Annotated in this window: 16 protein-coding genes; 12 read left to right on the top strand and 4 right to left on the bottom strand. The window is 34.4% G+C overall.

All coding sequences use genetic code 11. The annotated features are described in order from the left end of the window. The first annotated feature begins 34 nt into the window (after window positions 1–34). The 5 genes from ACLUJM_RS01160 (at window position 35) to ACLUJM_RS01180 (ending at window position 3,546) form a co-directional block, all read left to right on the top strand. Window positions 35–475, top strand: a complete 441-nt coding sequence (locus ACLUJM_RS01160; protein WP_094207729.1) for a peroxiredoxin — start codon at window positions 35–37, stop codon at window positions 473–475. Further along, window positions 468–1,403, top strand: a complete 936-nt coding sequence (locus tag ACLUJM_RS01165) for a TIGR01212 family radical SAM protein (protein ID WP_278725763.1) — start codon at window positions 468–470, stop codon at window positions 1,401–1,403. The genes ACLUJM_RS01160 and ACLUJM_RS01165 overlap by 8 nt, the downstream gene beginning before the upstream one ends. 44 nt (window positions 1,404–1,447) lie before the next feature. Further along, complete coding sequence (locus ACLUJM_RS01170; protein ID WP_278725764.1) at window positions 1,448–1,870, top strand: ATP-binding protein; 423 nt, start codon at window positions 1,448–1,450, stop codon at window positions 1,868–1,870. A gap of 672 nt (window positions 1,871–2,542) precedes the next feature. Continuing rightward, window positions 2,543–3,016 carry a site-2 protease family protein gene (locus tag ACLUJM_RS01175; RefSeq protein WP_412411932.1) on the top strand — a complete coding sequence of 158 codons (474 nt, stop codon included), beginning with the start codon at window positions 2,543–2,545 and terminating at the stop codon, window positions 3,014–3,016. A 32-nt stretch (window positions 3,017–3,048) separates the two neighbouring features. Continuing rightward, on the top strand, window positions 3,049–3,546 hold the full coding sequence (locus tag ACLUJM_RS01180; RefSeq protein WP_094225186.1) for a M50 family metallopeptidase: 498 nt from the start codon (window positions 3,049–3,051) through the stop codon (window positions 3,544–3,546). Window positions 3,547–3,630: 84 nt separating this feature from the next. On the opposite strand, the gene ACLUJM_RS01185 is transcribed toward ACLUJM_RS01180, so the two are convergent. The 3 genes from ACLUJM_RS01185 to ACLUJM_RS01195 all read right to left on the bottom strand — a co-directional run bounded on the left by ACLUJM_RS01185 (window position 3,631) and on the right by ACLUJM_RS01195 (window position 5,686). Continuing rightward, on the bottom strand, window positions 3,631–4,779 hold the full coding sequence (locus ACLUJM_RS01185) for an MFS transporter (RefSeq protein WP_412411933.1): 1,149 nt from the start codon (window positions 4,777–4,779) through the stop codon (window positions 3,631–3,633). A gap of 82 nt (window positions 4,780–4,861) precedes the next feature. Beyond that, on the bottom strand, window positions 4,862–5,074 hold the full coding sequence (locus ACLUJM_RS01190) for a hypothetical protein (RefSeq protein ID WP_412411934.1): 213 nt from the start codon (window positions 5,072–5,074) through the stop codon (window positions 4,862–4,864). Between the two features lie 60 nt (window positions 5,075–5,134). Continuing rightward, a complete protein-coding gene (locus ACLUJM_RS01195; protein ID WP_412411935.1) occupies window positions 5,135–5,686 on the bottom strand; it encodes a hypothetical protein in 552 nt (183 codons plus the stop codon). An 841-nt stretch (window positions 5,687–6,527) separates the two neighbouring features. Here ACLUJM_RS01195 and ACLUJM_RS01200 point away from each other — a divergent pair. Then, entirely contained in the window at window positions 6,528–7,352 is an 825-nt protein-coding gene (locus tag ACLUJM_RS01200; protein WP_412411936.1) for a DUF5633 domain-containing protein, read from the top strand. A 100-nt stretch (window positions 7,353–7,452) separates the two neighbouring features. Here ACLUJM_RS01200 and ACLUJM_RS01205 read toward each other — a convergent pair whose 3' ends face one another. Then, window positions 7,453–7,905: a hypothetical protein gene (locus ACLUJM_RS01205; protein WP_412411937.1), complete on the bottom strand. Its 453-nt coding sequence runs from the start codon at window positions 7,903–7,905 to the stop codon at window positions 7,453–7,455. Between the two features lie 238 nt (window positions 7,906–8,143). Between ACLUJM_RS01205 and ACLUJM_RS01210 the strand changes: the two genes are divergently transcribed. The 6 genes from ACLUJM_RS01210 to galU all read left to right on the top strand — a co-directional run bounded on the left by ACLUJM_RS01210 (window position 8,144) and on the right by galU (window position 15,220). Next, window positions 8,144–8,683 (top strand): sigma-70 family RNA polymerase sigma factor, encoded by a 540-nt coding sequence (locus ACLUJM_RS01210; protein WP_412411938.1) that lies wholly within the window; start codon window positions 8,144–8,146, stop codon window positions 8,681–8,683. A 154-nt stretch (window positions 8,684–8,837) separates the two neighbouring features. Then, window positions 8,838–9,500 (top strand): nitroreductase family protein, encoded by a 663-nt coding sequence (locus ACLUJM_RS01215; RefSeq protein ID WP_412411940.1) that lies wholly within the window; start codon window positions 8,838–8,840, stop codon window positions 9,498–9,500. Next, a complete protein-coding gene (locus tag ACLUJM_RS01220; protein WP_275077110.1) occupies window positions 9,491–9,619 on the top strand; it encodes a hypothetical protein in 129 nt (42 codons plus the stop codon). The genes ACLUJM_RS01215 and ACLUJM_RS01220 overlap by 10 nt, the downstream gene beginning before the upstream one ends. Continuing rightward, window positions 9,609–10,553, top strand: coding sequence for a DnaJ domain-containing protein (locus ACLUJM_RS01225; RefSeq protein WP_412411941.1), 945 nt, complete (start codon window positions 9,609–9,611; stop codon window positions 10,551–10,553). The genes ACLUJM_RS01220 and ACLUJM_RS01225 overlap by 11 nt, the downstream gene beginning before the upstream one ends. 18 nt (window positions 10,554–10,571) lie before the next feature. Next, window positions 10,572–13,157 (top strand): ATP-dependent chaperone ClpB, encoded by a 2,586-nt coding sequence (gene clpB, locus ACLUJM_RS01230; RefSeq protein ID WP_412411942.1) that lies wholly within the window; start codon window positions 10,572–10,574, stop codon window positions 13,155–13,157. Window positions 13,158–14,356: 1,199 nt separating this feature from the next. Then, window positions 14,357–15,220: a UTP--glucose-1-phosphate uridylyltransferase GalU gene (gene galU, locus ACLUJM_RS01235; protein WP_316515983.1), complete on the top strand. Its 864-nt coding sequence runs from the start codon at window positions 14,357–14,359 to the stop codon at window positions 15,218–15,220. The last annotated feature ends 64 nt before the right edge of the window (window positions 15,221–15,284 follow it).

The raw sequence follows: 15,284 nt of genomic DNA on the forward strand, positions 1-15,284 counted from the left end.
AAATTTTTAGAAGAACTATTTGAGTTGAGGGATTATGAATAATTTAAAAGAATTTTTGAACGAAGAATACTATGACAAATATAAGGGCAAAAACTTGGTAGTCTACATTTATCCAAAAGATAACACAAGTGGATGTACGATAGAAGCAGACGGATTTTCCGAAATTTACGACGAATTTCAAAAACTAAACACAGAAGTTGTCGGAATAAGCAAAGACACTGAAAAAACTCACGAAAATTTCAGAAAAAAACAAGGACTAAAACAAGAATTGATATCCGACCCAGAAAGAATATTCTTGAACAATTTTGGTTGCGTTTACAAGGGCAAAATGTTCGGCAAAGAAGTTACCAAAACAGAAAGAAGCACATTTGTATTTGACAAGGATATGAACTTGGTCAAAGAATTCAGAAAAGTAAAACCAGACGAAAATCCACAAGAAGTGTTGGATTTCGTACGAGATAATCTAAATGACTGATAGATATAACATTTACAGCAAATATCTCAAAGAACATTACGGAGAAAAAGTCTACAAACTTCCGATAAAATTGGACTTAACATGCCCGAACAGAGACGGAAGGCTTGGGCGTGGTGGTTGCATTTACTGTCACGAAGAAGGTGGAAGCTTTGAAAACAAAGAAAAACACCTTTCCATTCGTGAACAATTAGAAGAGGATAAGCAAACCATCGAGAAAAAATACAACGCCCACAAATTCATATCGTATTTTCAAAACTATTCCAACACGTATATGCCACTTGATTTGTTTCGAAAATACGTAAATGAAGCTGTGATTGACAACGTCGTTGCAGTTAGCATATCCACAAGACCGGATTGCATAGCTCGTGAACACTTGGAAATACTAAAACAACTTCAAGACGAAAAAAACGTCGACATCATCATAGAGCTTGGACTGCAAACATCGAACAACAAAACACTGAAGATAATCAACAGACAACACACAGTTGCTGATTTTATCCAAGCGTGTCTTCTAATCAAAGAATACGGATTTAGAATTTGTACGCATGTAATACTGGCACTTCCTTGGGATGATATGGACGATGTGAGAGAAACTGCGAAGCTATTGTCGGTATTAAAAGTTGACGAATGCAAAATCCATTCTCTATACATTCCCAAACACACAATACTTGCAAAGTGGTACGAAGAAGGAAAAGTGAAACTCAAATCACTGGACGATTACGTAAATGAAGTTTGTGAATTTTTGAAATATTTGGATAAGGATATCCTGATTCAACGATTAGTCGGAAGAATGCCCGAAGAGACTTCTGTGTTTTGCAACTGGAATACAAGTCACTGGAAAATACAAGATATGATAATTGAAAAAATGGAACGAGAAAATATTTTCCAAGGTGATAATTTTAGTAAAAGAATGGGTATAATAATATAAAGTAAATTAAACTTTTTAAAATGGTTTAAGAAAGGATGATAATAATGGTTAAATTTGTAGTAGGTCCTAAAGGCAGCGGAAAAACAAAATGGTTGATAGACAAGGCCAACGACGAAAAACAAAACAAAAACGGTAACATAATATTTATAGACTCTGATGACAAGCACATCTTCTCACTTGATCACTCAGTAAGACTTATAGATGCATCGACATTCCACATCTCAAGTCCAGAAAGTTTGTATGGATTTTTGGCAGGAATAATGTCACAAGATTTCGACATCGAAACAATTTACGTAGACGGAATTTACTCAATCGTTGAAATGACAGAACAACAATTAGAAGAATTCCTAGAAAACTTGGAAGTTTTATCAAAAGAAGCCAATGTTAATTTCTTCATAGGAATGAACAAAGAAAAATCAAGCTTACCAGCAAAATACCATGAAGATACAGTGGAATTGCATGAATAATACCTTCACGATAGACCCTTTTATGAGGGTCTATTTTTATGGGAAAAAATTGTTGAATTGGTTGATTGCAAAGACAGTATCATTTCACAGTAAAATCAGAAAACTGATTTGCACTAATATCTGGCTTACGAAAATAAAAAAATCCTCACGCTCATGCCCCTAAAATCTCAAGTGCGCCTACGGCTGGCGCGAGTGAGATTTTTGACGGGTCATTTCGCTTGGATTTTTGGTTATTTTCTCCAGACGATATTCTTAGCAAATGCAGTAATCTGATTTGTTTCACTGAAAAAGGGAGTGGAAATTTTTCGCAACATAAACATACGGAATAAAAGTCGTAACATGCCTCGTCTGGCTTACGCAAATTGGCAAATTCTAACCTCGAAATTCTAAAATCTCAAACTCGTGCTACGCACTCAGACAATGAGATTTTTTAACGAATTTCTTCGATTGAATTTGACACAATTTACTCCAGATGACTCGCTTAGTTACGATCTTTTATTAGAGTGCTAAGTGTGTTTTTGACAGCAGTAATCTGATTGTTTCACTGACAAAAAGATGTATTGCATACCACTTATAGACACTCCTAAAATGCATATTTTTTCACAAAATACTTGACAAAAAAGTGGGATGCGGGGTAGAATGAAATCGTAATCATAGATTTAGGAGGATATAATGCTTTTAGAACTAATAATTAAATACTTGATAATAATTACTCTTACATTCTGCCATGAAATGGGGCATATTTTAATGTGTATTATTTTCTTTAAATGTAAAGACTGGAAAATAGATATGGGTATTGGGAAGGTTTTATTTGAAACTAAAAGACTTATTATAAGACCCATAATTGTTGTTGGGAAAATACTCCCACAGTTGGATGGGGAATATTATAATAGCAAGAGCAAATTACAAAAAATAATGATTCCATTAGGTGGACCATTATTTAATTTAATAGTACTGATTGTTACAATTCCATTATCAATAAATGAATGGAAAATGATAGCTGGATATTCACATCTTTTTCAAGAATCAATAAAGTTTTTGTTGCGATTTAATCAGGCGCAACTTTTCTGGACTTTGTTACCAATTTATTACAAAAGAGATATGCCTAGCGACGGTAGAAGAATAATTGAAATAATTAAAAACTGATTTGTTTTTTATTTTACATAATTGAGGTTATAATGCTTAACTTATTAATGAAAATCGTAATATTTTATTTTGTTTATCAAGTTTCACAAATTCTGCATGAGATAGGACATGCTGTTGCATATCGAGTAGCATATAAATCAAAAAAATGGAGAATCGAAACAGGAAGAGGCAAAGAGATATTCAAATCAAAAAGGATTAGAATATGTTTATCACTAGCTGACGGAGTATGTTACTTTGATGATGATTATGAAGATTGGTATTACAAGAGAAATTTTATTGTCTTTTTAGCGGGGCCACTTGTTAACATCATTTTATTTGCATGTATGATTCCTTTTATCTACGATATCAATCATTCCACTAATGTAGGTAGTTTTTACCGAAATATAGTATTTATTACATTTTATGTTAATCTCTGGAAGGCTTTTTTTAGCTTATTACCAAAAGAATACGAAGGTGCTAGAGCGAAACAATCTGACGGACTTCAATGCCTAAACGCAATAAAAGGGATGAAAAAAAGAACGAAAATTTAATACTTTTTAACACCAAAAATCCCTTGCCACACGACAAGGGATTAATTATTATAATTTAGTTCTATCATCATCGGAGTTTGCGATTTAGGATAATGATGAGACGGAGGTGTCATTTCTAAGTAATAATGCACTTAAGAATAGAGATAATGATATAAATACGAAGATATATTTGTAATTGAAAGATGAAATATACGAGTTTGCCAACAAGAATACTACTTCGAAGACATCAGCGAAGAAGCTAAATGCTGATAACATGGTTGCTCTGTGATTTTTGAAGCCTATTGTGTCTATATAATTGTTTTGGATTTTTTCAATAAATATCCCCAAGACAGACAAGATTGTTGGAAGTATAATCATCAACAACACTACAGCTTTTCCAGATATCACACATAATCCAGCAAAGAACGATGATGCAATAACTGAAAATAATCGAACTTTGTTCCATGCTTTTTGTTCTCCTAGATATTTTATGATAAATGTTTGTGAGAGTTGAAGTCCCGAGTAAGCTAGGATGAGTGGCGACACTATGTTTTCCGAATATCCATTGTCAATTATGACTTTTACATAGAAGAAGTTGATCAACAAAAATGACAAATTAAACAACGACACGATTAACACGATTACTCTGAAAGTTTTATCATGTACCAATAGTTTCAATGTTTTTGATAAATCAAATTGTTCCTCAGTTTCTAATGAGTTGTCGGTATCTGGAATAAAAATAGAAATCACAGTTGCGATTGTATTTGCAATTATGGTTACCCAAATCAAAGTGTTAATGTTCCATTTTGAATTAATAAAAGGAAATATTACGGTTGATACGATAAAAGCGATCGTTCCCCAATTATAGAACTTTGAAATATTATTACTGTAATTATCATCACCGAAAAGCTTGTATATGTAGGCGCTTATTGTTCCGGAATTCAATGCAAAAGCAATTCCTTCAAGCAAGGCTTCCACAGCAAAAAACATAAAATTATTGGCTATCAATAAAATTATCCTGGCAGTTAGCATAGTAAACTGTGCGAGAACTATTGACTTTTTTAGCCCGATTTTATCCGTCAACACACCTAATGGGAATTCAAAAACCATACAAGTAACAGACAGTATCGCCTGTAACACAAAAAACTGGGACAAACTAATTCCTCTATTGGTTCTAACCAACAATGCAACAGGTGCATAAAATATTAAATTGGAAAATAAATTCATTGCATATATTTTTCTTGAAGTTTTCATAGATATATTATAACTCTTTTTTTCAATAAAATATGCTCTTTAACACCAAAAAATCCCTTGCCACACGACAAGGGATTGATTATTATAATGTAGTTCTATCATCATCGGAGTTCATCAACAATTGATAAACTTGGATTTCTCCGATTAACTTCAATTCTTCAAAGCCACGGCGGCGAAGTTCATCACGTTCGTGTTCGTTTTCGTAATTTGCATCTGTTTTGAAGTAGTTTTCCAAAATCTCAGACACTTTTTCTTTATTATTTGCGTTTTTAAGTACTTCTTCTCTAATATACATAATATACCTCCTACATTTGTGGTTATCTTACATATAATTATACCCCAAAAACACACAAATCTACCTTATAATATTAATTCCATCTTCCACAACGTATTTCAAATCACAATTACTCAACAAACCATTCATCCACGCACGACGGAATTCATCGTAAACTTCAGAAGGCTCGCCGTAGTTGTAATACTGTTCGTGCACATCAATTCTCTTAACCCAACGGAACTCTCCATCATCTGATTCCACTGGCAAATTCGCCATATCGCAAGGCATACCGTCCAAGAATTTATCGGACATAAATTGAAAAGCATCAGAAGCATCACCTGAGAAATCCTCCTTAGCACCAAAATCATAGGCGATTTTAAGAGCATCTTCAAGCTTTTCTTCTTTTTTCAGCTCACTCAAAACCATCGCCAAATTATCCTCGACAATTCCAACTCTCACTTGTAACCATCCGTGAATATTGTCCGTGTCAATCAAATCCTCCAACTCTCCACGTTCAATATTTTTCAAATCAACATTTTCATCCAACAACTCACTCATCTTGCGTGTAATCTCATCAACGTAATTTATCTTATCGAACATTATATAATGAATTTTTCCTAAAAATCTTGACATATTATCCCTCCATTTTTTTGATTATATTATACTGATAACAGTTACAATAATCCGTAACCATTGTTACGTAGTATAATTAAATTGAAAAGAAAAATTCTTAGAATTAGCTCATAAACCAAAGAAAAGTTGAACATTTGAACACGGAAAAATTAAATTCTAAGCATCATAAAATAATAAAAAAACAAATAATTGTAATAATATTTAAGCACAACACAATAAGTGATTAGGAATAAAGCAAATACACTACATGTTGGTTTTGAAATAAAAAATGCTGAATAACAAATTGCATAACTATTCTGCAAAATATATACTCAAAAAGAATTTGAAAAATTTATTGTAATATTTAAAAGTATATAGTATAATAAGCATAAGACGTAATGTAGTGAGTTGAAGCAAACTGTACTATGGATAAAACATTAGATAAATATTAACGATAATGATAATTTGGAAGTCGTAATACAAATGCGGAATATAAAATAACATTCTTGTAAATAGAATGAAAAATTAAATAGAATGAAAAATGTTTTCATCAAATACTAGTATGATTATAACTACTAGAAATAGTAGTTACAATAAGTTAGGATGTGAACTTACCGAACCTAACGCTTGTGGACATTATCCTTGGGAGATTATTGGATGGTGGACGAAACAAGAACACCTTTTTGATAAAATAGGTGAAGTTCAGTTGTTGTAATACCTTTTATAGGTAGACAATTAATAATAAGGAATGGCAAGAAATTGCTTGGAAACGAATTTGATTTAAATAGCATTGAATTGCAAAAAAATTTAAAAGGAGGAGACAAATTCCACCCGAAAGGGAAGTTTCCATTGTCAAAATATTATGAAACTTAATAAGAAATTATTAATGGCTGCACTTGCAGGTGCAATTGTAGTAGGTGGCGGAGTTAATACATTCGCAGCTGATCAAAACATACCAAAAACACCAGAAGCCAAAGATCAAGGAATGTTCGTAGGTAAAGAATACAAAGCATCTACTGAAAAAGAAGTTAAAAACGAGCTTGTAGCAGCAAAGAATGCAGCAAAAGCAAAATTAGAAAGACTTGGAATAAAAAATCCAAAGATTTATGAACAAATTGAAAAAGCAAAAAACAGCGCTGTATTGGACAATTTCGTTGAAACAGTTGTAAAATCTAATGCTGCTTCAAATCCTGGCAAAGAAGAAGAAGATAATATACCAGAAGATAGTCCATACTACAGACAAACACCATTTGCTTACAGAACTAAAGAAGAAGCTGAACAATCAGCTAAAAAAGCTTTAGAAAATGAATTATTAAACCCTGGTCATATAAATAACGGTTATGAAGTTGTACAAAAAGCAGATGGAAACTGGGATTATGTGTTAAAGATTATTGATAAATCAGAAGATAAAAAACCAGAAAACAAAAAACCTGAAAACAAAAAACCAGAAAACAAAAAACCAGAAAACAAAAAACCAGAAAACAAAAAACCTGAAAACAAAAAACCAGAAAACAAAAAATCTGAAAACAAAAAACCAAACAACAAGAAACAAAACACTGATTCTCCAAAGAAAAAGAAAAAATTTGCATTACCAAAAGCTGGTAACGAAGCTGAAATCTTAACTTTAGCAGCAGCTTCATTATCAAGCGCTGCAGGTGCTTTCATTTCACTTAAAAAACGTAAATAATTAATCTCAAGATACAAGATTAATTGAAAATGGGACTAATTTCGGTCCCATTTTTTAATGCGAAAAACTGATACGAGATGTATCAGTTTTTTTGTGATTATTATTTGGTGAGCATGTCCAAGTTTGTCGTATAATCATCTATCAAAAGCCTGGCGAGTTTCGCTTTTTGAATTTTGTCTTCGATGCTTTTCTTGGATTCTAGTGTTGTGATTTTTTGATTATTCGCAAGTATTATGTGTCCTGTTTTTATTTCTTCGATGGATTCGATGTTGAACAGTCCATAACTTCCATCGTTTTTGGATATTGGTTTTCTGACTTTGATCATGCAGTACGTTCCGTTTTTAAAACAAATAGGAGGATTTTTGGTTATGTTCAAGGATTTTTTGATTAATTTCTTGGCCTCTGTGATGTCTATTAATTGGTTGCGGGCGATTTTTTTGATGCAGCAATCCAATGAACAATAATTGGTAGTGGTGAAATCATTAAAATAAAGTTGGACTGCATTGCCGATATTGTCTACGTATATCGGAATGATTGCTTGTAATTGTTTCATTGATTCTCCTTTTATTTTATGATAATTTTATTATAACAGAACATACGTTCTTATTCAAGCGTTTTCAATTTGAATTTACAATGAATTGGTTTGTTTTGTGAAGAATGATGATGATTTTTTACAAAATAGTCGAATAGTTCACGCTATTACTATCTGTTTTGGTGTGGTTTTACGTTTCATTCTTGATTAATAAAATCTTCTTATCGATTGTAAAATTGAGTAAAAGGAGATGGAAATCATGAATTTTGAAGAGATAGATTATATTGTGAACAACAAAATTTTGAATGATAAGAGAATTTATAAGGCTTTTGAGCCGTTGATTATTAGTAGTATAAAAAAATATTATGATAGGGCGGATATTTTTGAGGAGCTTGTGGATGATGGCAAGACTGAGATTATGTATGCGATTATGGAGTATGATGCTTCGAAGAAGGTTCCGTTCAATTATTATTTGAAGCAGAGGTTGAGGTTTTTCTATTTGAAGAAGAATCCTAGAAGAAGTATTTCTTCGTTGAATTATACTAATGAGGATGGTGATGAGGTGATGAATTTGATTGAATCTGATGAGAATATCGAACAGGATTTTGAGGATAGGTTGGAGATTAAAAGGCTTTATGAGAAGGTGCGTAAGCTTCCCGATAAGCAACAGAAGATTATTTATGAGAATTTCCTTAGAGAAAAAAGTGCGAGGGAGATTTGCAAAGAATTGAATATGAAGCAGTCGACATTCTACAATACGAGAAGCAAGGCTTTGGAGAATTTGCGCAAGATGTATTGAGCTTTGGGTGTGGAGTGGTGGGTTAATATAGATGGAATCGGTGCGATTCCATTTTTGTTTGCGTGGAAATATTTAAATGTATGCGTGGTGGTGCGTGAATTTTCGTGATTTGTGGTATATTATAATAAGTATATATTTTAATGAGGGGGACAAGGTGGATATTTTAGAGTTGATGCACAAAAGGAATTCTGTTAGAAAATACATAGATGAAGAGATTGATAATTCTGTGAAGGAGATTATTGAACAGAAGGTTGATGAGGTTAATCGTGAGTCGAGTTTGAATATAAGGGCTGTGTTTGATGATAAGGAAGGTTTTAATTCAAAGCTTGCGAAGTACGGAAAGTTTGAGAATGTGAATAATTTTCTGATTATGAAGGGTGTAGGCAATGATTTGAGCGAGACTTGTGGATATTACGGCGAGAAGCTTGTGATAGAACTTATGAATTTGGGTTTGGGTTCGTGCTGGGTTGCTCTTACATATAATAAGAAGAATATAAGAAAATACATGGAGCCTAACGAAAACTTGGTAATTGTGATTGCGTTCGGTATTCCTGCAAATTGGGGTTACGATCACAAAAGCAAGTTAGCTAAACAAGTGTCAAATGTGAACGAAGATTCACCACAATGGTTCAAAGACGGGGTTGATTGTGCGTTGAATGCTCCGACTGCGATTAATCAACAAAAATTCATGTTGACTTTGGTTGATGATAAGGTGAAGGCGAAGGCGAAATTTGCTCCGTCAGCCAAGGTCGATTTGGGAATTGTGAAATACCATTTCGAAGTGGGAAGTGGCAAGGATCATTCTATATGGATATAAATGTCAAAGAAATTGCAAAGATTGCAAATACTATTGATTATGCACTCATAAGGGTGTATAATAATATTAAGGTCAAAGAAAGTCAAAAACAAATTACGGGAGGTTTTTATGGAATATAAAGATTATTACAAAGTTTTGGGGGTGGACAAGAAGGCGAGCTCCCAAGAAATAAAAAAAGCATACCGAAAACTCGCCAAGAAATATCACCCCGATTTAAATAAAGGCGATGAGAAATCACAAGAAAAATTCAAGGAGATTAACGAGGCTTACGAGGTTTTGGGTAACGAAGATAAGCGTAAAAAATACGATATGTTTGGCTCCAATTATAATTTCCAAGGCGGACAAAACTTCGATCCGAATGCGTACGATTTTGGAAACTTCGGAGGATTTGGTGGTTTCGGCAAGAATTCTGGATCCTACACTTACACAACTGGTGGAAGTGGCGGAGGATTCTCGGACTTTTTCAATGCGTTTTTCTCAGGCGGACAAGGTAGCGGCGGAGGATTTTCCGATATTTTCGGTGGTTTCAAAAATGCCGGAAGAAAATCTCAACCAAGGCAAAGATATGACACAGATATTTCCGTTTCCTTATCAGATATCTACAACGGTGTAGAAAAAAGATTGGGACTTATGATTGGGGATAAAAGTGTCAACTTGAATTTGAAAGTTCCAAAAGGGATTTTGCCTGGTAAAAAGATTAAGGTCAAGGGCGAAAAATTTGGCGTTGACGGGGACATTTACGTGAAGATTAACCTGGTTGATGTGTACAACAAGCTTGAAGATCACAATATTATAAAGAAGGTTGAACTTAAACCATGGGAAGCTTATTTTGGGAAATCTATCAATGTTGAAACGATTAGTGGCGAAAGAATCAAGGTTAAGATTCCGAAAAATATCAAGACTAATCAAAGAATTAGAATTAAGGATAAGGGATTTGTGGATATGAAAGGTGTCAAAGGTGATTTGTATCTTGAAATTTCCATTGTAAATCCTACAAAATTAAACGAAGAACAAGAAGAATTATACAAAAAATTATACGATATTTCTGAATAATGTTAGGAGGTAAGGATTATGGATTTAAACAAATTCACACAAAAATCTGTTCAAGCAATTCAAGACGCACAAAATACTGCGATAAAATTGGGCAATCCAGAAGTAACGGATGTTCATTTGAGCTATGCGTTGTTGTCTGATTCAGATTCAATAGTTGCAAAGACTATTCAAAAATTGGGCGCAGATTACAAAAAAGTTGTGAGCGCTTTTAATCAAAAAATAGATTCTCTTCCTAAAAACGACAGTCAATCGAGTGTGTACCCTAGCACTGCTTTCCAAAGAATTTTGTTGAAAGCAGAGGACGAAGCTAAGTCCATGGGAGATAGTTTCGTGTCAGTGGAACACATTTTTATGAGTATTTTAGGAGAAAAAAACACTGTTAGTGCAGTTTTGTTGAAAGATTTTAATGTTAACAAGCAAAACTTCGCATCTAATTTGAAGGATTTGAGGGGAAATCAAAAGATAGATTCTGATAATCCAGAAGATACAACTGATGTGTTGACAAAATACGGTCGTAATTTGACTGATTTGGCGAAAGAAGGCAAACTTGATCCAGTTATCGGTCGTGACGATGAAATCAGACACAGCGTTAGGATTTTGAGTCGTAGAACGAAGAACAATCCAGTGTTAATTGGTCAACCAGGTGTTGGTAAGACTGCGATTGTGGAAGGTTTGGCGCTTAGAATTGTCAACGATGATGTCCCAGAAACTTTGAGAAATAAATCTATTTTTGCATTGGACATGGGAAGTTTGATTGCCGGTGCAAAATTCAGAGGAGAGTTCGAAGAAAGATTGAAGGCTGTTCTAAAAGAAGTGGCAGAATCTGATGGCAAAATCATTATGTTTATCGACGAAATTCACACTTTGGTCGGAGCAGGAAAATCAGAAGGCGCAATGGATGCAGCAAACTTGTTGAAGCCAATGTTAGCACGTGGTGAAATCAGAACAATTGGCGCTACAACGTTGGATGAATACAGAAAATACATCGAAACAGATGGTGCATTGGAAAGAAGATTCCAAAAAGTTTTAGTTGAAGAACCTTCAGTAGAAGACACGATTTCGATATTACGTGGTATCAAGGACAAATACGAGATTTATCACGGAATTAAAATCACTGACAACGCGGTAATCGCTGCGGCAACTTTGTCGGATAGATATATTACTGACAGATTTTTGCCAGACAAGGCTATTGATTTGATGGACGAAGCAAGTGCTATGGTTAGAACTGAGATAGATTCTATGCCTGAAAGCATCGACGAAACTAAGAGAAAAATATTGCAACTTGAAATCGAACGTGCTGCTTTGAATAAAGAAGAAGACGAGATGAGCAAGATTAGACTCGAAAATTTGGAAAAAGAATTACAAGATACTAAAAACGAGTTTGATGCGATGTATATGGAATGGACTCAACAAAAATCCAAGGTCGACGAAATCAAGGACACAAAATCTGAAATCGAAGCCGTTAAACACGAAATGGAAGAAGCTCAAAGAAAATACGATTTTGAAAAATTGTCTGAATTAAAATACGGAAAATTAGTAGAACTTGAAAACAAGCTTGAAGAATTGAACAAGAAAATGGACGAAGATGACAGTTCTATCATCAAAGAAAGCGTAACTGAAGATGAAATCGCAGAAGTTGTGAGCAAGTGGACATCAATTCCTGTGACAAAATTAGTGGAAACAGAACGTGACAAGATTTTGAATATGGACAAGTTGTTACACAAGAGAGTTGTGGGTCAAGATGAAGCTGTTACTGCTGTGACTGATGCAATCATCAGAGCTAGAAGTGGTTTGAAATCGCTCAACAGACCAATCGGTTCATTTATATTCCTTGGACCAACTGGTGTTGGTAAGACAGAACTTGCAAAAGCTTTGACTGAAAATATGTTTGATGACGAAAAGAATTTGATTCGTATCGATATGTCAGAATATATGGAAAAACACGCAGTAAGTAGACTTGTGGGAGCTCCTCCAGGATACGTTGGCTACGATGAAGGTGGTCAACTAACTGAAGCTGTCAGAAGAAAACCATACTCAGTGATTTTGTTCGACGAAATCGAAAAAGCGCATCCAGATGTGTTCAACATATTGTTGCAAGTTTTGGATGACGGACGTTTGACTGACAACAAAGGTAGAACTGTCGATTTCAAAAACACGATCATCATTATGACAAGTAACATTGGCTCGATGGATTTGATTGAAGGAATCGACGACAGTGGAAATATTTCTGATGAAAGCAGAAATTCTGTAATGGACGAATTGAAATCACGATTCAAACCAGAATTTTTGAACAGAATTGACGATATCGTAATGTTCAAACCATTGACAAAAGATGACATCTACAAGATTATCGAAAAACAAGTTTCATTGTTACAAAAACAATTGGAAGACAGACAAATCACCATCGAAATCGACGAATCTGCAGAAGATTTGATTATCGACAAAGCATACGATGTGTTGTACGGTGCAAGACCAGTTAAGAGATTTATCGAATCCAACGTCGAAACAAAACTTGGACGTGAATTGATAAAAGGAACTGTGACTGACAAGGACACTGTCGTTATCACAAATGTAGATGGTGAATTGGGAATTAAAAAGAAATAGATTTTGGGGAAATAGGCAACGGGGGTTGCCTATTTTTTTATTGGTATAATGAATAAAAGTCGTAACACGCATCGTCTGGCTTACGAAAATTGGCAAATTCTAATCTCGAAATTCTAAAATCTCAAACTCGTGCTACGCACTCAGACAATGAGATTTTTTAACGAATTTCATCGATTGAATTTGGCACAATTTTCTCCAGATGACTCGCTTAGTTACGAGCTTTTATTATTAGTGCTACAATAATTAAAAATAGGCAAGGTTTATAACGAGGAGAGGGAGAGGATTAAAAGTTGTAACACGCATCGTTTGGCTTACGAAAATTGGCAAATTCTAATCTTGAAATTCTAAAATCTCAAACTCGTGCTACGCACTCAGACAATGAGATTTTTTAACGAATTTCTTCGATTGAATTTGATACAATTTTCTCCAGATGACTCGCTTAGTTACGAGCTTTTATTGGAGTGCTACAATAATTAAAAATAGGCAAGGTTTATAACGAGGATAGGGAGAGGATTAAAAGTCGTAACACGCATCGTTTGGCTTACGAAAATTGGTGTAATAGACTAGACTGTTTCGGTTTATGATAAATCAGAAAACTGATTTGCACGAATATCTGTCTTCGGAAATTTGTGATTTCTAAATCTCAAAATCCTGAAATTTGAAGCTCGTGCTACGCACTCAAGCGGTCAAATTTCTGGCGGATTTTTTCGATTTGAAATCATGTAAATTTCCTACGAATGATATTCTTAGCAAATGCAGTAATCTGCTTTTATATATCTACAGGGATAAAAAGAGTAATATAAAAAATATCATTTTTAAATAGGCAAGTTTTATAATGGGGGAGAAGGAGATGAAATAAATTCTGTGTCGCGTAAAAAGTGGATTACCGATTTTGCTAAGAATATCATCTGGAGAAAATAACTAAAAATCCAAGCGAAGTGACCCGTTAAAAAATCTCACTCGTGCCAGCCAGAGGCGCACTTGAGATTTTAGGGTCACGAGTGCGAGGATTTTTTTATTTTCGTAAGTCAGATATTCGTGCAAATCGGTTTTGCACTTTTTGATAGCATACGCAACTTCAAAATCCTGCAATATTGCCCCCACCCACACCCCCCTTATAGCAAAAATCAACATTTCTTGTTACAATATTATTAGAGACAAATGATTTATGGCGTAAAATTATAACACGAGGAGTGACAATGAAGGTAAGAAAAGCGGTTATTCCTGCGGCGGGTTTTGGTACGAGGATGCTTCCTGCATCGAAATCTGTTCCTAAGGAGATGCTTCCAATCTACGACAAACCAACTTTGCATCATATTGTAAAGGAGGTTGTGGATTCTGGAATTACGGATATTTTGATTATTATAAGCAAGGATAAGGGATCTATCGAGGATTATTTTGATGTGAATTTCGAATTGGAATACGAATTGAACAAGAAGTCTTCGGAGATATCACGAGAAATTCACGAGCTTTCGAAGATGGCGAACATTTACACTATTAGACAGAAGAAGAAAAATGGTCTTGGAGATGCGATAAAATACGCAGAAAGTTTTGTTGGTGGTGAGCCTTTTGCGATTTTGTTGGGCGATGATATTATCTACAATACTTCTGATGAGCTTCCTTGTATCAAACAAATGGCTGATATTTACGAAAAGGAAGAGACGCCGGTTTTGGGTGTGCAAGAAGTTTCCTGGGATGATGTTGATAAGTACGGGATTGTGAATGGTGTGAAGACTTCGGATAGAATTACTGAGGTTGAGTCGTTGGTTGAAAAACCAAGTCGTGAGGAGGCTACAACTAACTTGGCAATTCTTGGAAGATACATTGTAACGCCAGATATTTTTCCGATTCTTCACGAAACAAAACCTGGCAAGAATAACGAAATTCAATTGACTGATGCTTTGAACAAGTTAGCTGAAAAACGCAAGATGATTGCGTATGATTTTATTGGCAAGAGATACGATGTCGGTAACAAGCTTGGTTTTGTGAAGGCTACGGTTGATTTTGCACTTCATGATGACAAAATAAAGGACGAATTGTTAGAGTTTTTACGAGAAAAATAATTATTAGCTATTGGCACAAGGTGTCAGTAGCTTTTTTAATGGAAAACAATTTATTGTGATAAAA

Origin of the sequence: Finegoldia sp., assembly GCF_046991905.1 — a bacterium.
Classification (GTDB): Bacteria; Bacillota; Clostridia; order Tissierellales; family Peptoniphilaceae; genus Finegoldia.